Source organism: Mesorhizobium sp. B2-1-3, assembly GCF_006442495.1.
GTDB lineage: Bacteria > Pseudomonadota > Alphaproteobacteria > Rhizobiales > Rhizobiaceae > Mesorhizobium.
The window spans coordinates 1-18400 of the sequence record NZ_VFWL01000016.1; the positions used below are offsets into that span (position 1 = coordinate 1).

Annotated in this window: 22 protein-coding genes; 7 read left to right on the plus strand and 15 right to left on the minus strand. The window is 64.8% G+C overall.

Going from position 1 to position 18400, the window contains the following annotated elements; translation table 11 throughout:
* From FJ973_RS22860 to FJ973_RS22885, 6 genes are all read right to left on the minus strand, one after another.
* On the minus strand, window positions 1-161 hold a 161-nt coding region (locus tag FJ973_RS22860; protein ID WP_140557831.1), incomplete at its 3' end, for an ATP-binding cassette domain-containing protein.
* 278 nt (window positions 162-439) lie between these two features.
* Complete coding sequence (locus FJ973_RS22865; RefSeq protein WP_140516043.1) at window positions 440-1489, minus strand: ABC transporter substrate-binding protein; 1050 nt, start codon at window positions 1487-1489, stop codon at window positions 440-442.
* 101 nt (window positions 1490-1590) lie between these two features.
* Entirely contained in the window at window positions 1591-2505 is a 915-nt protein-coding gene (locus FJ973_RS22870) for a sugar phosphate isomerase/epimerase (RefSeq protein ID WP_140557833.1), read from the minus strand.
* 38 nt (window positions 2506-2543) lie between these two features.
* Window positions 2544-4079, minus strand: coding sequence for a mannitol dehydrogenase family protein (locus FJ973_RS22875; protein WP_140557835.1), 1536 nt, complete (start codon window positions 4077-4079; stop codon window positions 2544-2546).
* The gene (locus FJ973_RS22880; protein ID WP_140500072.1) at window positions 4076-4858 is read right to left on the minus strand and encodes an SDR family oxidoreductase; all 783 of its coding nucleotides are present in this window, start codon (window positions 4856-4858) and stop codon (window positions 4076-4078) included. The genes FJ973_RS22875 and FJ973_RS22880 overlap by 4 nt, the downstream gene beginning before the upstream one ends.
* Window positions 4859-4928: 70 nt before the next feature.
* Window positions 4929-5822 carry a MurR/RpiR family transcriptional regulator gene (locus tag FJ973_RS22885; RefSeq protein WP_140557837.1) on the minus strand — a complete coding sequence of 298 codons (894 nt, stop codon included), beginning with the start codon at window positions 5820-5822 and terminating at the stop codon, window positions 4929-4931.
* Between the two features lie 331 nt (window positions 5823-6153).
* On the opposite strand from FJ973_RS22885, the gene FJ973_RS22890 reads away from it, so the two are divergent.
* Both FJ973_RS22890 and FJ973_RS22895 read left to right on the plus strand, forming a co-directional pair.
* Entirely contained in the window at window positions 6154-7338 is a 1185-nt protein-coding gene (locus tag FJ973_RS22890; RefSeq protein ID WP_140557839.1) for a Gfo/Idh/MocA family oxidoreductase, read from the plus strand.
* Window positions 7339-7623: 285 nt separating this feature from the next.
* The gene (locus FJ973_RS22895; protein ID WP_140500066.1) at window positions 7624-8157 is read left to right on the plus strand and encodes a sterol desaturase family protein; all 534 of its coding nucleotides are present in this window, start codon (window positions 7624-7626) and stop codon (window positions 8155-8157) included.
* Between the two features lie 47 nt (window positions 8158-8204).
* On the opposite strand, the gene dinB is transcribed toward FJ973_RS22895, so the two are convergent.
* Window positions 8205-9446, minus strand: coding sequence for a DNA polymerase IV (gene dinB, locus FJ973_RS22900; protein ID WP_140500065.1), 1242 nt, complete (start codon window positions 9444-9446; stop codon window positions 8205-8207).
* Window positions 9447-9587: 141 nt separating this feature from the next.
* Between dinB and FJ973_RS22905 the strand changes: the two genes are divergently transcribed.
* The gene (locus FJ973_RS22905; RefSeq protein WP_140500063.1) at window positions 9588-9824 is read left to right on the plus strand and encodes a hypothetical protein; all 237 of its coding nucleotides are present in this window, start codon (window positions 9588-9590) and stop codon (window positions 9822-9824) included.
* Window positions 9825-9968: 144 nt separating this feature from the next.
* Here the strand turns inward: FJ973_RS22905 and FJ973_RS22910 are convergent, their stop codons facing one another.
* On the minus strand, window positions 9969-10385 hold the full coding sequence (locus tag FJ973_RS22910) for a helix-turn-helix domain-containing protein (RefSeq protein ID WP_140521490.1): 417 nt from the start codon (window positions 10383-10385) through the stop codon (window positions 9969-9971).
* 140 nt (window positions 10386-10525) lie between these two features.
* On the opposite strand from FJ973_RS22910, the gene FJ973_RS22915 reads away from it, so the two are divergent.
* Complete coding sequence (locus FJ973_RS22915) at window positions 10526-11113, plus strand: dihydrofolate reductase family protein (protein WP_140557841.1); 588 nt, start codon at window positions 10526-10528, stop codon at window positions 11111-11113.
* Window positions 11114-11263: 150 nt separating this feature from the next.
* Here FJ973_RS22915 and FJ973_RS22920 read toward each other — a convergent pair whose 3' ends face one another.
* The 4 genes from FJ973_RS22920 to ada all read right to left on the minus strand — a co-directional run bounded on the left by FJ973_RS22920 (window position 11264) and on the right by ada (window position 14158).
* A complete protein-coding gene (locus tag FJ973_RS22920; protein WP_140521491.1) occupies window positions 11264-12007 on the minus strand; it encodes a 2OG-Fe(II) oxygenase in 744 nt (247 codons plus the stop codon).
* Entirely contained in the window at window positions 12004-12549 is a 546-nt protein-coding gene (locus tag FJ973_RS22925; RefSeq protein ID WP_140557843.1) for a methylated-DNA--[protein]-cysteine S-methyltransferase, read from the minus strand. The genes FJ973_RS22920 and FJ973_RS22925 overlap by 4 nt, the downstream gene beginning before the upstream one ends.
* A gap of 286 nt (window positions 12550-12835) precedes the next feature.
* Window positions 12836-13066: a hypothetical protein gene (locus FJ973_RS22935; RefSeq protein ID WP_140500055.1), complete on the minus strand. Its 231-nt coding sequence runs from the start codon at window positions 13064-13066 to the stop codon at window positions 12836-12838.
* Between the two features lie 12 nt (window positions 13067-13078).
* Window positions 13079-14158: a bifunctional DNA-binding transcriptional regulator/O6-methylguanine-DNA methyltransferase Ada gene (gene ada, locus FJ973_RS22940; RefSeq protein ID WP_181167217.1), complete on the minus strand. Its 1080-nt coding sequence runs from the start codon at window positions 14156-14158 to the stop codon at window positions 13079-13081.
* 123 nt (window positions 14159-14281) lie between these two features.
* On the opposite strand from ada, the gene FJ973_RS22945 reads away from it, so the two are divergent.
* Entirely contained in the window at window positions 14282-14467 is a 186-nt protein-coding gene (locus tag FJ973_RS22945) for a transcriptional regulator (RefSeq protein WP_140500052.1), read from the plus strand.
* A gap of 87 nt (window positions 14468-14554) precedes the next feature.
* Here the strand turns inward: FJ973_RS22945 and FJ973_RS22950 are convergent, their stop codons facing one another.
* Window positions 14555-15247: a helix-turn-helix domain-containing protein gene (locus FJ973_RS22950; RefSeq protein WP_140500050.1), complete on the minus strand. Its 693-nt coding sequence runs from the start codon at window positions 15245-15247 to the stop codon at window positions 14555-14557.
* Window positions 15248-15424: 177 nt separating this feature from the next.
* On the opposite strand from FJ973_RS22950, the gene FJ973_RS22955 reads away from it, so the two are divergent.
* Both FJ973_RS22955 and FJ973_RS22960 read left to right on the plus strand, forming a co-directional pair.
* Window positions 15425-15751 (plus strand): DUF1330 domain-containing protein, encoded by a 327-nt coding sequence (locus tag FJ973_RS22955; RefSeq protein WP_140500048.1) that lies wholly within the window; start codon window positions 15425-15427, stop codon window positions 15749-15751.
* Between the two features lie 121 nt (window positions 15752-15872).
* Window positions 15873-16409, plus strand: a complete 537-nt coding sequence (locus FJ973_RS22960) for a hypothetical protein (RefSeq protein WP_181167216.1) — start codon at window positions 15873-15875, stop codon at window positions 16407-16409.
* Between the two features lie 55 nt (window positions 16410-16464).
* Here FJ973_RS22960 and FJ973_RS22965 read toward each other — a convergent pair whose 3' ends face one another.
* Both FJ973_RS22965 and FJ973_RS22970 read right to left on the minus strand, forming a co-directional pair.
* Window positions 16465-17556, minus strand: a complete 1092-nt coding sequence (locus tag FJ973_RS22965) for a phosphatase PAP2 family protein (RefSeq protein WP_140557844.1) — start codon at window positions 17554-17556, stop codon at window positions 16465-16467.
* A gap of 243 nt (window positions 17557-17799) precedes the next feature.
* Entirely contained in the window at window positions 17800-18249 is a 450-nt protein-coding gene (locus FJ973_RS22970; RefSeq protein ID WP_140516026.1) for an ester cyclase, read from the minus strand.
* Window positions 18250-18400 lie beyond the last annotated feature (151 nt).

An 18400-nucleotide genomic window follows, 5' to 3' on the forward strand; every position in this document is an offset into this window, starting at 1 on the left:
CCGGTCAGGATCTTCACCAGCGTCGACTTGCCGGCGCCATTGGCGCCCATCAGGGCATGCACCTCGCCCGGCAGGACGGACAGCGACGCGTCGCGCAGCGCGGCAACCGCACCGTAATTCTTGGCGACGCCGGAGGCGTCGAGGAGGGGTTTGGTGGTCAAATTGCTGTCCGTACCAGAAACTCAATTGCTGGCGCTCTACGGCGCCCCCCTCTGTCCTGCCGGACATCTCCCCCACAAGGGGGGAGATTGGCCGCAACTTCGGCTTTCGCCAATTTTCAACGTGGCAAGACGAGAGCCGGCGCCGAAACTGCCAATCTCCCCCCAAGTGGGGGAGATGTCCGGCAGGACAGAGGGGGGCGCCGTAGAGCGCTAACCTATCAAACCTTTGGTTGGCGGGGACGGCAAACGCCATCCTCGCTAGCCAATCAAAATAGCCCTTACTCCCCCGGCCCCTTGCACGCTACGATCTGGTCCTTGGTGTAGGTCGTCCAGTCCGGGATCGAGATCGAGACCGGCCATTCCGGGCTGAGCGACGGATCGGCGGCGGCCTTCAGCTTGGCCTTGCCTTCCTCGGTGGCGTTTTCCCAGAGCTGCGGCTCGACCAGAACGGTCTGCTGCGCCGGCTTCTTGCCGTCGAGGATCTGGAGCGCGAGCGTCACGCCGGCGCCGCCGATCGAGCCGGGATTGGTCACGGCGGCCCCGACCAGGTCCTTGACCGAATTCAGCTGGCCGACGAAACCGGCATTGTCGGCGCCGACCACGGGCACCATCGGCGCCTGCGATTCCACCAGCGCGTCGACGATGACGTTGTCGATGCCCGAGGTCCACACGCCGTTGAACGGCGTGCCGGTGGCGAGGAAGGACAGCATCTGCTGCTTGGCCTGGTCCTGCTGCCAGCCGGTGAACACTTCCTGCGCGACCTTCACGTCGGGGAATTCGGCCAGCGCCTTCTTGAAGCCCTTGTCGCGATCCGAGTCGGCGGAGGCGCCGGCGGCGCCGCGCATGTAAAACACCTCACCCTTGCCGCCCATCTGCTGGAACAGCCATTTGGCGCCGAGATAGGCATATTGTTCCTGGTTGTTGGAGATGATGTAGGCCGAGGGTTCGGTGACCGCCTGGTCGACGGCGACGACAACGATGCCGGCCTTGGTGGCTTCCTCCAGCCCCGCCTTGATGCCGGCGGGATCAGCCGGATTGACGACGATGGCGTCGACCTTGGCGCTGATCAGGTTGCGGATGTCCTCGAGCTGCCCGGCGGCGTCGGTATTGCGGTGGGCGATGTTGAGCTTGGTCACTTCGCCGGAGGCCAGCGCCTGCGCCTTCATGGCGCAGACCATCTCCTCGCGCCAGCCATTGCCCTGCACGGTGTTGGAGATGCCGATCGTGTATTTGCCCTCGGCGGACGAGGCGCCCATCGAGGCCAGCAAGGCAGCGCCGGCAAGGAGCGGAACAATGGGCAGCGGCACCATGGTCAGGTATTTCTTCATTTCAGATTTCCTCCACTTTGATTTTCGTTTCAATTCCAAGTCGTTACACCGGGCCGCGCAGAAAGAGATTCAGGCGGCGCCCCGATGTTGTTTTTGCGCCTTCATTTGACGAAGGGACGCAGCACGTCGCGGGCAAGCAGGAAACCGCGCTTGACCTTATCGTCGCTGCCCTCGAACCACCGGTCCTCGTGCTCGATGATGATCGGGCCGTCATAGCCGGCACGGTAGAGGCCGGAGAAGAAGCCGTTCCAGCCGACATCGCCCAGCCCCGGCATGCGCGGCACCTGCCAGCCTATGCCAGACGAAAGGATTCCGCGCTCGTACAAACCATCATGATCAATCATCAGGTCCTTGGCGTGGACATGCAACATGTAGGGGCCGAATTCCCTGATGAAGCGGGCCTGGTCGATCATCTGCCAGACCAGGTGTGAAGGATCGAAATTCATCCCGACATCGCCGCCCCAGGTTTCGAGGATGCGGCGCCAGACCAGCGGCGAATAGGCGATGTTGTGGCCGCCCGGCCATTCGTCATAGCTGAAGATCATCGGGCAGTTCTCGAAAGCGAGCTTGACGCCGTGATCGCGCGCATGGGCGACGATATCGGGCCAGATTTCGAGCGCGTGCTGCCAGTTGACGTCGACGGTCTTCGAGGCATCGCCACCGCAGAAGGTGTTGACCAGGGGCACGCCCATATTCGCGGCCAGCACGATCACCTGCTTCAGATGGTCGATCACCGTCTTGCGGTGGGCGGCATCGGGATGCAGCGGGTTGGGATAATAGCCGAGACCGGAAATGGTCAGCCCCTTGCCGGCAAGGTTTGCCGCGATGTCCCTGGCCTGCGCCGGCGAGGTCGCGGCGGTGTCGATGTGGCTTGTACCGGCATAGCGGCGGCTGGCGCCGGAGGCTCTCGGCCAGCAGGCGATTTCCAGCGCCTCGAAGCCGGCCGAGCTTGCCCAGTCGGCGACCGCGTCGAGCGGCGTCTCCGCGAACGGTGCGGTGAGCAGTCCAAGCCTCATAGTGCCTCCCCTGGTCGTGAATTCACGACCGATTCCTACTATGCAGATCGTGCCGGTTGCTTCAACCGCTCATCTGCCGGTTGCGCGCATGCATGCCTGACGGTTGCCATCGGATCGTCCGACAACAGCCCGTCGAGCGCCGATGTGACGGCCTTGCGGAACATGTCGTTGGCGGCGAGGGCGGGATCGAAGATGGCGTCAATCGCCAGGATGCCCGCAGCCAGTACCGGGACGTCGCGTCCGCTTGCCTCCGCTATGCCAGCGATCTTGCCGGCATAGGGGTCCGACACCGGCCAGCGCCGGCCGAACCGGGATGAAGCCTGGATCAGATAGGCCATCCAGCCGGCGACGGATACCGACAGCAGCGCAATGCTTTTTTCCTCGCCCAGCCGATCGCGGATCGGGTTGAGTAGGCGCTGCACGATCTTTTGCGAGCCGTCGGTGGCGATCTGGTGGTTGCGGTGGCGGATCGCGGTATTCTGCAGACGGCCAAGGCTCTGCTCGACATAGGCTGATGGGTCCATGCCGGGCACCGGCTTCAACGTTGGCAGAGTCTCCTCGACGAGCATGCGGCGCACGAAGGCCGACAGCAGCGGGTCCGCCATCGCATCGAAAGTGTGTTCGAGGCCGGCCAGCACGCCGAGATAGCTGAGCGTCGTCTGAGCGCCATTCAGCACACGCATCTTGAGATGCTCGAACGGCGTGACGTCGTCGACGAAGGTTGCCCCCACCAGGTCCCAGCGCGGCACGCGGCCGGCGAATTTCTGCTCGATCACCCATTGCCGGAACGGCTCGCCGGCAACGACGGCTCCATCGCGGTAGCCGAAAAGCTGCTCCACACCGTCGAGATCGGCCTGCGTGCTCGCCGGCACGATGCGGTCGACCATGGCGCTGGGGAAGGCGGCATTGGCCGCGATCCAGCCGGCAAGGCCGTTGCCGCGCCGTTCGGCAAAAGTCCGCACGACATTTTCCAGGATGGTGCCGTTGGCCGGGATATTGTCGCACGAGAGCAGCGTCAGCGGCCGGCCGTGCGTGGCCATGCGTTGCTCCAGCGCCCGCGCCAGAATGCCGGGCACGCTGCGCGGCGTCAGCGGGTTTGCGAGATCGTCGACGATGTCGGGATGGTCGAGGTCGAGCGCGCCGCTGGCCGGAATATGGCAATAGCCCTTTTCGGTAACGGTCAGCGTCACGAATTCGATGTCCGGGGAGGACAGCACTTCGAGCGCGGGCATAGCGCTCGCCTGGCTATCGACAACGCGCACGATGCTGCCGATGACGCGCGCCTCGACTTGGGAATCCTGGCGGATGAGCCTGGTGTAGAGCCCGTCCTGGGGGCCGAGCGTATCGGCGAGCGCCGGCGGACGGATGTTGATGCCGACCACGCCCCAGCGGCCGAAGCTCCGCGCCAGGAGGTCGTCGGTGTATTCGGCCTGGTGGCAGCGGTGGAAGGCGCCGACGCCGAGATGCGCCATGCCTGCCTGGAGCAAGGCACGGTCATAGCCGGGCCTTTGCACCGTCGCCGTCAGGCGGCCGAGCAAGGCCGGACCGAGCGTCTCGGGCGCGGCTGTGCTCACCGGTTGGCTCCGATCACCCACTGTTCCTGGTCGATCAGCGAGCCGGTCATCGGTCCCGCGGCGTCGGAGAGAAGGAAGACGGCGAGCCTGGCCACGTCCTCCGCCGAGAACAGCCGGCCGAAGGGCTGCGCGGCGTTGGCGGCATCGAGCCAGCCGGCGCCGTGGCCGAGCGTCTCGGCCTGCATGACGCGCTCGGCGGGCGTATCGGTCCAGCCGACATTGATGCCGTTGACGCGGATGCGGTCGAAGCGGTGGGCGTTGGCTGCGTTCCTGGTCAGCGTCGCCAGCGCGCCCTTGGTGGCGGAATAGACGGCGAGCTCGGGCGAGCCGCAATGGGCATTGATCGACAGGATGTTGACGATCGCGCCGCCCTGGCCCCGCTTCCGCATGTCGGCAATCGCCGCCTGCATGAGGAAGAAAGGGGCGCGGGCGTTGACGGCGAACAGCGAGGCCCAGTCGTCGGGGGTCGCATCGAGGAAGGAGGCCCGGTCGGTCAGGCCGGCGGCATTGACGAGACCGTCGATACGGCCGAAGCGGTCGATGCAGGCTTGCGCCAGGAGGGCAGGGGCTGCCGGGTCGGAAAGCTCGGCGGCGATGAAGTGTGCCGGCGTGCCCGCTTGCGAAAGCTCCGCAGCAACGGCCTCGCCGCGCGTCCCGTCGCGGCCGGTGACCAGCAGGCCGCCGGCGCCGGCACGCGCCAAGGTTTCGGCGACTGCCCGGCCGATGCCTTGCGTCGCGCCGGTGACCAGCACCATCTTGCCGTCGAGCTGAAGCTCCATTCCTCCTCCCGGAACAAAGTTTCTATTTCTGAAGATATGGAATGTCAGTTCCCGTTAGTCAACCGCGCAATCATTCTGCCCGTTGGGCCACGACACCATGGACCAAAGCCATGCCGACGGCGAGCGACGCCGCCAGCGAGCGGAAGCCTGCGAAGTCCTGTTCCACAACTTCCAGCCAGGTGTCCGAGAACTTGACCAGCGGAGAAAAAGTGCTGTCGGTGATGGTGACGATCCGCGCGCGCCGCTCGTGGGCGACCGAGACGAGGTCGGGCGTGATCGAATTGTAGGGACTGAAGGAGACCGCCAGCACCGCGTCGCGTCTGCCGATGCAGCCGACCTGGTCGAGCGCGGTGGAGCCGACATTGTCGACCAGCACATTGCGCACGCCTTGCTGCGACAAGGTCAGCGAGAGATAGCTGGTGACGGGAAAGGCGCGCTTGGAGCCGATGACGTAGATCAGCTCGGCGGCCGAAAGCAACGCCACCATTTTCTCGAAGCTCTCGATATCGAAGCCGGTTTCGATGCGGCCGAGCGAGGCCTGCGAGGCGCCGACCATGCCGCGCAGGAAATGCAGGTCGGCATTGGATACGCGCGGCGTGCGTTCCTGGCCGCGCCCTTCCGGCCAGGACGCCTTGACATGGTCCTTGAACAGGCCCTGGAAATCGGAAAAGCCGGCATAGCCGAAGATCTGGGCGAAGCGCACCAGCGTCGAAGGCTGCACCCCTGCCTGCGCGGCGACCTGTGCGATGGTGCCGAGCGCGACGTCGCTCGGATGCTGCCACAGGAAGATCGCGACCTGGCGCAGCCGCTTGGGAAAATGGACCGTGCCCGACGACAGCACCGCGCGCAGCTCCTCGTAAGTCTGCGGCTTGATATAGCCGAGCGCCGCCAGCGAGCGCCCGCGCTTGCGGGTCGTCGCCTCGTCGGCGCTGGACCGTCCGGATGATTTGCGCGCCCCGCTCATGATTTCAGGCTAGCGCGATACGATCGTTTTACAATATGAAAATTGGAAATCCTGTTCGAGGGTGGTAGCTGTTCTGCAGCGAAGAAGTTCGATGCATTCAACATAGCACCCTATGGCGCCCCCCTCTGTCCTGCCGGACATCTCCCCCACAAGGGGGGAGATCGGATGTCACGCCGGCTTTCGCCAAATTGCCAGCGTTGCATGAAAGGCGTCGCGGTCGACGCTGCCAATCTCCCCACCTGTGGGGGAGATGTCCGGCAGGACAGAGGGGGGCGCTACAGAACTCGACGGTGGGTGCTGGCTTAACATCCTTAAATCGGAGGAGACAAACATGGTCTATGCGACATCGGACGGATCGGCGGGCAAGCGTTTGCGCGTCGGCATGGTGGGAGGCGGGCAGGGCGCCTTCATCGGCGCGGTGCATCGCCTCGCCATGCGGCTCGACGACCAGATCGCGCTGGTGGCCGGCGCGCTGTCGTCCGACCCCGGGAACGCCGCCGCCTCGGCCGCCGAGATCGGCATCGCGCCGGAGCGCAGCTATGCCGATTACCGCATGATGGCAAAGGCGGAGGCGGCGCGCCCGGACGGCATCGAGGCGGTCGTCATCGTCACGCCCAACCACCTGCACGCGCCGGTCGCGACAGCCTTTCTGGAAGCCGGCATCGATGTGATCTGCGACAAGCCGCTGTCGACGACGCTGGGCGAGGCGCAAGCCCTGGTGGCGCTGACGCGGGAGAAAAATCGCCGCTTCGTCGTGACCCTCAACAACACCGGCTACGCCATGGTGCGCCAGGCGCGCGAGATGGTGGCGGCGGGCGAACTCGGCCGCATCGTCTCCGTGCACGGCGCCTATATCCAGGACTGGCTGACCAGGCCGATCGATGCCGACGGCCAGAAACAGGCGGAATGGCGCACCGACCCGGCGCGCGCCGGCCAGTCGGCGGTGCTGGCCGATATCGGCGTGCATGCCTTCAATCTGGCGAGTTTCATCAGCGGCCGCGAGGCCGAGACGGTGTCGGCCGACCTGTTCACCGCCGTGCCGGGACGGCGGCTCGATGATAACGCGCATGTGCTGGTGCGCTGGGCGGGCGGGGCACGCGGCACGATCCTGGCCAGCCAGACGTCGCCCGGCCACTATAATGATCTCTCCGTGCGCATCTATGGCGACAAGGCGGGGCTTGAATGGTCGGGCACGCGGCCCGAGGAACTGCGCTTCTCCAGATATGGCGAGGAAACCCGCACGCTCGTGCGCGGCGGCCATGGCTCGACCGAGCAAAGCCGGCGCGTGTCACGCATGCCGGCCGCCCATCCCGAAGGCTATATCGAGGCCTTCGCCAATTTCTACCGCGACGCCGCCGACATCATCCGCGCGCATCGTTCGGGCGCTGCTGTCGATGCGGCCCGGGCGGCGCAGGTGCCCGATGTGGTCGACGGCGCGCGCGGCGTGAAGTTCGTCGCCGCGGCGGTGGAGTCGAACGCGGCTGATGGGGCGTGGACGGCGGCGAGGTTTGGGTGAGGGTGTGCCATCCAATGTGAAGTACGCCATCGCGGCCACGTCGACGGTGCCGCGCGGTTGATGGCGATCAAGAGTTGGCCGTCCATTCGGGCCGCGCTGAGTTCCGCCATTTTTCAGCTCGTTGCGAGGCTGGTTTCGAGGGCAGCAGCCGGTTGACTCTGCTTCCAAATCGTTGCCGCCGACCTTGCGCGAGGTGATTGCGACGCTATGTCAGGCGCATCCGCGTTGCTCCCCGCCCGCGCATTCGGCAATCTGTCGCTTCTTCGGCGTTGAAGGCTTGCTCCGATGGAACTCGGTCTCATTGGATACTACAGCGACTTCGTGGTTTACCCCCTGGCGATCGCCCTGCTGGCTGTGGCCGGGCTTATCGAGGCCGGCGAAGAGAGCGCGCCAGGCTGGCTGGCGACGGCGCTGGCGTGCCTGTGTCTGTGGACGCTGATCGAATACGTCATGCACCGCTTCGTCCTTCACCACATTCCCTGGATCAGGGATCTGCACGCCCGCCATCATGTCGAGGAGCGCAGTCCGGTGGGCACGCCGACCTGGCTCAGCCTCGGCGTGCATGCGCTTGTCGCGTTCTTTCCCGTATGGATGGTCTCGGATTTCGCGGTCGCCAGCGCGGCGAGCTGCGGGCTGATGCTGGGCTACCTATGGTACGTCAGCATCCACCATGTGATCCATCACTGGCATCCCACTCATCCGAGCTATCTCTACACGCTGAAGCGCCGCCACGCGCTGCATCATCATGTCGACGAAAACGTCAATTTCGGCGTGACGTCGCTGTTCTGGGATCGGGTCTTCGGCACGATGCGGCTCTGAAGCCAACTGGTGTGCGCCATTCGGGAAGCGCAGACAGCCATTCCCGCTTACAATTCCTTCTGCGCCAATTCCCTGAACTCGTCGGGCACCGAGCGGGCCGCCTCCAGCGCCACGGTGCCGTAGCCGACGGCCTGTTTGCCGAAACGCTCGCGGATCTTGTCGATGGCGCGGTCGGCGCCGAAGCGTGCGAGGCCCTTCCTGGTGCCGGGGCGGCGCTTTTCGTCGGCGAGGCCGAGCGGCAGTTCGAGCTGCAATTCGGCACTTTCCTCCAGATGCGAGACCGAGATCGCCAGCAGCGAAATCGTCCTGTCATGCGGATGATCGGCAAGCACGCCCCGCACCAGGTCTGTCGCGATCTCGGCCAGCATCACCGTCGCCGAGATCGGCTGGTCGAGCGTGATCGAGCGGGTGACGGCGCTGAGGTCGGCGAAGCGCACGCGCACCGTCACCGTGCGGCCGGGGCGCGCCTTGGCGCGCAGCCGGCTGGCGACCCGGTCGGCCAGATGCAGCAGGACGGGTATGTAGACGCATTCCAGTGCCGGCTTGCGGCCAAGCGCCGACTGGGCACCGGCCGAATGGGCGCGGCGACGTGTTTCCAATTTGCGCGGATCGCGGTTCCACGACAAGGCGGCAAGCTTTTCGCCGGCGGCAGGGCCGAGCAGCCGCGCCAGCGCGCCGCTGTGCGTCCTGGCCAGTTCGCCGATTGTCTGGACGCCGATCTCGGCCAGCCGCGCGCTGGTCGCCGGGCCGACGCCCCACATCAGGGAGACCGGCAGGTCATGCAGGAAGGCGATCTCGGTGCCGGGCTCGACCACCACCAGCCCATCGGGCTTGGCCACCTGCGAGGCGATCTTGGCCAGGTGCTTGGTGCGCGCCACGCCGATCGAGATCGGCAGGCCGAGTTCGCTTCGCACGCGGCGGCGAATGGTCGAGGCGATCTCCCGCGGCTGGCCGAACAGATGCGTGCAACCGGCGACATCGGCGAAGGCCTCGTCGATGGAGATGCGCTCGACCAGCGGCGTGAAATCGTCGAGCACCTTCATCGCGGCGTCGCCGAGCCGCTGGTAGTCGCGGAAATTTCCGCCGACGAAAATCAACTGCGGGCAGAGCTCGCGCGCCTTGCGCCCCGGCATGCCGCCGCGCACGCCGAAGGCGCGGGCTTCGTAGGAGGCGGCGAGCACGACGCCGCCGCCGACCGCGATCGGCTTGCCGCGCAGCGAGGGGTCGAGAAGCTGCTCGACCGAGGCGTAGAAAGCGTCGAGATCGGCATGCAGGATGGTGGGCTCCATCCCCGGTTCCTCGCGACGTTGTAGAGTATGGAACATAAAGAGAACAAACATTGCTCGCTGTCAAGCGAGGTCGCGATCCGCCGGAACATTGTCGCTCACAATCGCGTTGACGGCCGAAGGGCGCCGCGTGCGGAGGCTGGCATGGGCAACTTTGAAATGATCGATCTGGTTTGCGTCGTCAACGCCTGCTCGACCGACCGCGCCGCGGGGCGGCTGGTTTCGATGGCCAAGGCCGTGGAGGAATTGCGGGTGCTGACCGGCGATTTCGTCTCGGCCGACGAAACAGTCGCGAATGCGCTGAGTGAAGTCGCGCTGCAGTGCGGCTGCGCCGTGCTGTTCGATGAGCAGGCGGGCGCCGACATATTGCGCACGCCATAGCTCGTCGCCGGCGTGCTGCAATGCATCACGCAACCGTTCCAATTGCTTGTTTTTGCGCTATTCCGAACAGAGGGCCGTGACGCACTTTCTAACGCGCGTTGCCTGTGCGGGTCGTTGTCCCCGAGGCCACCTTGGCGACATCCATCAACCGAGATGCTCCGCCCGCAGCGCCTGCTTGAGGCGCTCCAGCGCCGGCTCGCCGTCGGCAGCGAGCTTATCGGCGATCCTTGCCAGATCATCGTCGGCCTTGCGGTGCTTGCTGCCCCAGGCGCCGAGCGTGGCCAGCACGGGCAAAAGGTCGATGCCGGCCTCGGTCAGGCGATAGATCGCCTTCAGCCCATGCGTGGGATCACCGCTGCGGGTGAGGATGCCTTCGTCCTGCAATGTCTGGAGGCGCTCGGCCAGCGTACGCGAGGAAATGCCCTCATCGGATTGCAGGAATTCGCGAAAGTGCTTTTTTCCGGCGAAGACCAGGTCGCGGATGATGAGCAGCGTCCAGCGGTCGCCGAGCAGTTCGAGCGACAGGTTGATGGGGCAGCCAGACCGGTCCCGTGTCGACATGTGTATGGTTCCATTTTTAAATCGCTTTACTATTGACATCGTTTTCATCTCAGGTCAATAGTTCCAAATGTAAACCATCGGCAACCGTGCCGGCCGGACGGGTAAAACGAGCCGCTCGGCCCTTGACTGGGAGAACCATGATGAAAAAGCTGATCCTCCAGATGCAGATGTCGGTCGACGGTTTTGTCGGCGCCGCCGGGGATCATCGCTGGCAGCTCTGGGAATGGGGCGACGACAGCGCCTGGGACGAGGAGCTGAAGCGGGACTTCAACGCCGTCTTCGCCGGCATCGATACCATCCTCTTGAGCCGCAAGATGGCCGAGGAAGGCTACCTCACCCATTGGGGCAATGCGGCGAAGAGATATCCGCGCGACCCGTTCTATGCTTTCGCCCAGCGCATCGTCGAGGCGAGGAAGGTGGTGCCGAGCGACAGGCTCAAGGCCTCGCGATGGGAGCGCACGACAGTGGTCAGCGGCGACCTGCCGCGGGAGGTCGACTTGCTGAAGGCGGGTGAGGGCGGCGACATCGCGGTGTTCGGCGGCGCCGGCTTCGCCTCGGCGCTGATCGCGGCCAGGCTGGTCGACGAGTTCCAGCTGTTCATCAACCCGGCCGTGCTGGGCGCCGGCCGCCGCATCTTCGACCAAGGCGGGTTCGGCAGGCTGCGGCTGCTCGGCTCGAAATCCTATGCGAGCGGCATGGTGGTGAGCCGCTACGCGCCGGCCGGCTAATCGAAAGGCATTGCACTGATATCATGCCTGCCGTTGAGCTTGGGCATGGCAGTCGGCGATGCAGCACCAAGCGCGGTTCTGCCTTAGCCCCAGGGGCGAAGGGAACACGCGCCTCGATGTACTCTTGGTCAACACCTTGGCCTCACCAATTCACTTCGCATCATGAAAAATGATGCCCACCGTGTGCCGCATGCCCGAGCGCAGGCGGCTGACGCCGTGGCGCAGATTGACGCGGTAATTGCCCTTAGTGCCCTGCACCGGCCGATTGTGGACGGCGAAGGAGACGGCATCGCCCTGGCGCAAGGGCACCACTTCCACCCGGCTCTGCATGCGCGGCCGCTGTTCGGTCAGGGCGAACTCGCCGCCGGTGAAATCCTCGCCGGGTTCTGAAAGCAGAACCGCCACCTGCACCGGAAAAGCGAGGTCGCCATAGAGGTCCTGGTGCAGGCAGTTGAAGTCGCCGGGCACATATTGCAGCAGAAGTGGCGTCGGCCTGACCTGGCCGGCGGCGTGGCACTGCTTGAGAAAGGCGGCATGCGTTTCGGGATAGCGCGTGGCGATGCCCATGCGCTCGTTCCACCGGTTGGCGACCTCGGCGAGCCTGGGATAGAGCGCCGTGCGCAGCCCGCCGATCAGGTCCGGCAAGGGGTAGCGGAAATAGCGGTATTCGCCCTTGCCGAAGCCGTGCCTGGCCATGTGGATATGGCTGCGGAAATGTTCTTCATGCGGATAGAGCCCGGCGAGTTGCCGACACTCCTGCGGCGTGAGCAGCTTTTCCATCACGGCACAACCGAAGCCGTCGAGTTCGGCGGCGAGGGCCGGCCAGTCGTAAGCGGCAACCCGTTCCTCGGCGGCTTTCACCACCGATGCCGCAACCTTGGCATGGGCGTTCATATCGCGGCCTCTTTGTCGAGCAAAGCGTGCTTGCGCTCAGTGCCCCAGCGGTAGCCGGAGGGCGTGCCGTCGGCGCGGACGACGCGGTGGCAGGGAATGCCGAGCGCGATCGCGTTAGCGGCGCAGGCCGTCGCCACGGCGCGGGCGCCGTTCGATTGGCCGAGACGCTGGGCAAGGGCGGCGTAGGTGATGGTTGCGCCGCGGCGGATGCTGCGAAGCTCGCCCCAAACTTTTTGCTGGAACGGCGTGCCGTGGCTGATGTCGAGCGGCAGGTCCAGGCCGGCGGCGGGCGTTTCGATGAAACATGCTATCGCCGCGAGATCGTCATGCAAGGCGGTCTCGTTCTCGACCAGCATCTTGCCGGGAAAGCGGCTGGCGAGGTCCTGCGCCAGCGCCTCTGCGTCGTCGCCGATCAGGATGGCGCAGACGCCGAGGGAACCGCGCGCGGCGAGGATTTTGCCGATCGCGGATTGGGCGATGGCGTAGGTGATGGTGTCGGCGCCGGAGGCTGTCGCCGGCGTGTGGGTTTGCATGAGGTTCATTGCTTCACTCCTTCTGTGTGCCTGAACCCTAGCCGCGTGCCTTCCGTTCCTCACTCCGATGGTTGCTTTCAAATTCAATTTCCGGAACGGTGCGGAGGTAAGTACCCTACGGCGCCCCCCCTCTGTCCTGCCGGACATCTCCCCCACGAGGGGGGAGATTGGCAATTTCGGCGCCCCACTCATTCCTGCAACGTCGTAGATTGGCGAAGGCGGTTGTGACAGCCAATCTCCCCCCAAGTGGGGGAGATGTCCGGCAGGACAGAGGGGGGCGCCGTAGAGCGCTGATTTATGCGATACGAATGACAGCAACCTCGCCAAGCAAAAAAACCTCGCCTGATAACAGCCGCAGTTCGATCTCGCCTGTCGCGCCACGGCTCCACTCGGCCTTGCCGCTCTCGACAAGCTCCCCGAGCGCAGCCATCACCAGCGACCGCGCATCTTTGGCGCGTCTGACGGCGCCGCGATGGGGGATCCCAATGTCCGCATCGGTGGTGGAAGATCTTGCCATCGCGCCCATTGCCGCTCCTCCTCAGGCCTCGCGGCCGAGCAGCGCGCGCTTGCGCTCCGCGCCCCAGGCGTAGCCGGACAGGGCGCCGTCCTTGCGGATCACGCGGTGGCAGGGAATGGCGACCGCGAGCGCGTTGGCGGCGCAGGCGCCGGCAACGGCGCGGGTCGCCTTCGGCGCGCCGATGCGCCCTGCTATCTCGGCATAGGAGACGGTGCGGCCGGCCGGGATGTCCCGCAGGGCCTGCCAGACGCGCTGCCGGAACGCGGTGCCGCGCAGGTCGAGCGGCAGGTCGAGACCAAGCCTTGGAGCCTCGACGAAACCGACGACGCGGGCGACGAGCGCCTCATAATCGCGGTCGGCGCCGATCAGGCGCGCCTTGGGGAAACGGTCCTGCAGGTCGCGCACCAGCGCGTCCGGGTCGTCGCCGAGCAGGATTGCGGCGACGCCCTTCCTGCTCGATGCGACAAGGATGGCGCCGAGCGAGCATTCGCCGACGGCGAAGCGGATCTCCTCGCTGGCGCCGCCGGCGCGGTAGCGCGTCGGCGTCATGCCGAGCATGCCGGCCGACTTCTCATAGAAGCGTCCGCTCGAATTGAAGCCGGCATCGTAGATCGCCGCTGTCACGCTGGCGCCGTCTTCCAGGCCCCGGCGCACCCTTTCGGCGCGCCGGGCGGCCGCGTAGTCCTTCGGCGTCAGGCCGGTAACGGCCTTGAAGGTGCGGTGGAAATAGCCGGCGCTGCGGCCGGCGGCGGCGGCCAGTTCACCGAGCGACGGTTCTTCCTCGCTCTGTTCGATCCTGCGGCAGGCCTCGGCCACCATCGCGGCGTTGCCGGCCTCGAGCGAAGGTCCGTCGGGATTGCAGCGCCGGCAGGCGCGAAAGCCGGTTGCCCTGGCCTCGTCCAGCGTGTCGTGGAGCTGCACGTTCTTCGGGTTGGCGCGCCGCGACGGGCAGGAGGGCCGGCAATAGACGCCGGTCGTCGCCACCGAATACCAGAAGCTGCCATCGGCCGATTTGTCGCGCGCCACGACTTGCGTCCAGCGCGGATCGTCGGCGACCGGCAGCGGCGCGGGTTTGAGATCCTTGGCAAGGGTGATGAACATGGCCGGCATTGAAGCCGCAGACGACCCGCGTCGCCACCCGTTTCCTGCCAATTGAGAGGTGGACGCGAGCGTATTCGTCGGGACACACAAAGGATATGACAAGATTGATCCGGAGAAGGTGTGATGGAAAACATTCGACCCCTTAAGACCGAGGCCGATTACGATCGGGCGATTGCCGAAATCATCCAATATTTCGAGAACGAGCCGGAAATCGGCTCTCTTGGCGATTACCGGTTTGATGTTCTCGCGACCTTGATCGACGCTTATGAGGATAAGCACTACCCTATCGAAGCACCCACATCCCGTTGAAGGTTATTCACTCACACATTCAACCTGTCGCGAAAGGCGAAAGCCGCCGCTCCCGGTGCCCGATCGCTGTTCCCCGAGCCCTCGTTTCTACGCCGCCCGTTTGGGCTCGACCGCGAACGGGCTGAGGCCGAGCCAGGTCTGCATCTTCCTTGCGATGTGCTGATCTCCGGTCAAGGCGACCTTCGCGCCGGCCTTCTCGACGGTGATCAATCCCATCCAGATCGCCGTCATCGTGTGCAGGTCGGTCGAGACGTAGAGGTCGATATCGAAGCCCGGATCGTACCAGCACAGATCGACCTCGCCATGCTTTTCGACGATCAGCCACCACGACCGTTTGGACGCCGGCAGCTCCTGGTACAGGAATTGTATCACGGTGCGCCCGTCGGGCAGCGGCGAGGGGTTCAGATTGCGCCGCATGTCCCACATCAGCAGCGACGGATCGAGGTTCTTGAGGGACAGCCGGGACTCGACCCATTTCTGTCCCCAAAAGCCCATCGCCTCGACGACGGGGCGCAAATCCCGGCCGGCCTCCGTCAGCCGGTATTCGGAGATGCCCTTCTCGCCCGGCACCTCCTTGCGCTCGACGATCCCGGCGAGCTCGAGCTCCTTCAGCCGTTGCGACAGAAGGCTGGGCGACATTTTGGGGACGCCGCGACGCAGGTCGTTGAAACGGGTCGAACCCGCCACCAATTCGCGCATCAGCACCATCGTCCAGCGGGTGCACAGCACCTCGGCGGCCATCGATAGCGGGCAGAACTGCTTGTATCCGTGCTGGGCCATGATCCGACGTCCTCCCTCGAAACTGGGCTGAACATTAGGCCTTCATGAAGGAAGCGGCCAGTACGGAAACTGTACCGGCCCGGTACAGATCGCGGACTGGCCGGCGCCGGCCCTGCCATGCGAGCCCTTTGACCGGCCGCGGGGATCTCCCCTGTGCGCCGTAACAGGGAGAAGACCATGACCACCTACGTAATCGCAGACATCAAGGTGAAGAACCCGCAGTGGATGCCGGCCTACGCCGCATCGGTGCACGACCTCGTCCACAAGCATGGCGGCAAGTATCTGTCGCGCAGCGGCAATGTGAAGACGCTTGAAGGCAAGCCGCTCGACACCACTCTGATCGCGCTGATGGCATTCCCGTCGGAAGCGGCGGCGCGCGCCTTCGCCAACGATCCGGCCTACGCGCCCTTCGTCTCGGCCCGTCAGGACGGTAGCGACAGCCGCTTCCAGATGATCGACAACACCGACCTGGCGGGGACGATCCCGTATCTGCCGAAGGGATGAAGCTTTCCTCCATCCGTCGCATCGCTTTCGGGCTCTCCGAGCAACGACAATCACGGCGCTTGCCTGCCGCGCCTCCGTATTTCCGGCGGCCGGCGCGCTGGGCCTTTTCAAGAAGAATGGAATGAACATGATACGCAAATTCCACAACGGGCTTCTCATGGCGGGGGCCATGCTGGCCGTCTGCGCCACTTTCGCCCAGGCCCATCAGGACGAGGTCGCATTTACATCCGGCGCGAATCCACTGGCCGGTAAGGTGCGGGCGGCGAACGGCCGGTTCCTCGACGTCAAGGTCGCCACGGACGAAGGCTATGCGCCCATTCCCTGCGCCAGCGGCATCACCGGCGGCGCGATGGGCATTCACTATGTCAACGGCCAGTACCTGAAGGACGACAAGATCGACATCGCCCGTCCCGAGGCCGTGATGTACGAGCCGATGGCCGACGGCACACTGAAGCTGGTGGCGGTCGAATACATCACCGCCAAGGGGCCGGCGTCACTGGACGGCCAATTGTTCAACTTCAACAGTGCGCCCAACCGTTACGGCCTGGGCGAATTCTACGAGCTGCATGTCTGGGCCTGGAAGGGCAACCCGACCGGCACCTTCGCCGACATGAACCCGAAAGTGTCGTGCGAACACGCGGTGGCGCCCAGCCAGTAAGCAATGAAGCCAGGCGGTGAAGGCCGCCTGGCTCGACGCTGTCCGCTCCGGCCCGTTATCGCGGCGCGGGATTGGGGGCCGCCGATCCCGTATCGGAAGACTGTTGGGCCACGTCGGAAGCCTGCTGCCCCGATGCCGGTAGAACGAAGCGTCCGGTCAGGTACCAGAGCAGAGAGACCACGATGATCGATAGGTAGCCGTCCACGGCATAGTGCCAGCCGGTATAGACCGAGCCGAACAGGATGAGTGCGGCGAACGACCAGCCTGCAACGGCCCAGCGGCGACCAAAGCCGGTGAGGAAGAAGGCATTGAGCGTGACGATGGCGACATGCATGCTCGGCATTGCTGTGATGCCGCTGCCCAGCGCGGAGCTGCCGCTGTCGTGTGCATCGAGCAGATAGCTGGCGGCGAACCGCACCGGCAAGGCATACGGGTCTGCCATCAGCGCTGCGAGCACCCCGGCAAATCGGCTGCTGCCATAGAACCGGTCGTAGAATATCGGCCCGCTGGATGACAGCATGATTGGAAGAACGGTGCCACACAACATCATGGTGAGCGCGAACGCCCAGAGATAGCGGATGCGCCGGGCGGGACTGTTCCAGAAGGCGACGAAGAGCACGACGCCAAGCCATTGCATGAACCACCAGGACATATAGGCCTTGAAAACCAGCATGGAGGCGGGCTTTGAAACGATGCCGTGCGTCCATACCCAAGGATCGACGCCGTGCAGCCAACGATCGAGGTCGGCCAGCATGGGATCGGCATAGTAAGGCACGATCTCCGGTATGGTGATCCTGAATGTCGTGAAAGCGATGATGCCGAGAAAGAATAGCAAGACGACCCGCGCGGCCGCCGGCCCGCGTTCCTTGAGTATGTGCACCATGAATCTTGTCGGCCTGGGCCCGCCATACACCAATGCCGTTAACCCGAGGCCAACCACCAGCAGCACCGGCAGCAAGCCGAGGAATGTCCCGAAGTACTTTATGGACAGCAGAAGATATCGCTCAGGCCGCAGGCAAAGCGCCGTCGCGACGCAGACCAGGCACAGGCCCGTCAGCAGCCAGCTGCTTCTGGTTGTCGCCACGCCAAGATCAACAGTGGAAACCGATCGGAGATCGCCGCCCTGTGTTCCGGTGTACCCACTCATCAGGGAGGTCCCGCCAGCTTTCGAACTTGTTATGAATGTTCTGGCGGCAACCTATTAATATCTTGTTGCTCCCGTAATGGTGTCTGGTTTCCAATGTAATACTCAATAGTGTAGTATTGTATTCAAACACGGGCTGAGGACGATGGCGGTGCTGGCCCTGTGTTGGGTTGCTGCCAAGAGGCCTTTCGTCACGCACGTGCAATCGAGAGGGACCACTGCCTGGACGGCGATGGTCCCTCTCATTCAAGCCGCCTTGATCAGGCCGAGTTGGGTCAACGCCGCGACGCCGTCGTCGAGGCCGATCTCCTCGACGATCCTGCCCTCGATCACCTTCAGCACCGTGGTGCCGGTGAAGCGCATGGTGCGGCCGGTGGCGGCGGGCAGCGAACCGACGAGGAAATCGCTGAAGGCCGGACCGGCATGGGTGCCGCCGCCTTCCCACTGGCCGACGACATAGTCGCCTTCGGCGATGAGGTCGGCGGTGGCCCAGAAGTTGAGGTCCGGGAAGGCAGCGCGGAAATCGGTCATGAAGGCCTTGATGTCCTCGCGGCCGCGGCGCGGTTCATGCAGCGAATATTTGAGCAGCATGTCGGGCGCGGCGATGGCGTCGACGACGGAAAGATCGCAGGTTTCACCCCAGAAATCGGTGAACCATCTGACGACGACGGCCTTGTTGTCTTCCTGTTTGGTCATGGGGAAAGTCCTCTTGTGTTTGCACGAGATCACCAGGGCGGGCGGCGACCCCGCGCAACCACTAGGAGGATCGGCGGGCGGGCAAACTCCGCTTCTTGCCCGCCAATCGAAAGTCGGGACCGCAAGCGAGGAACGCGGCGCAGCCACCGGC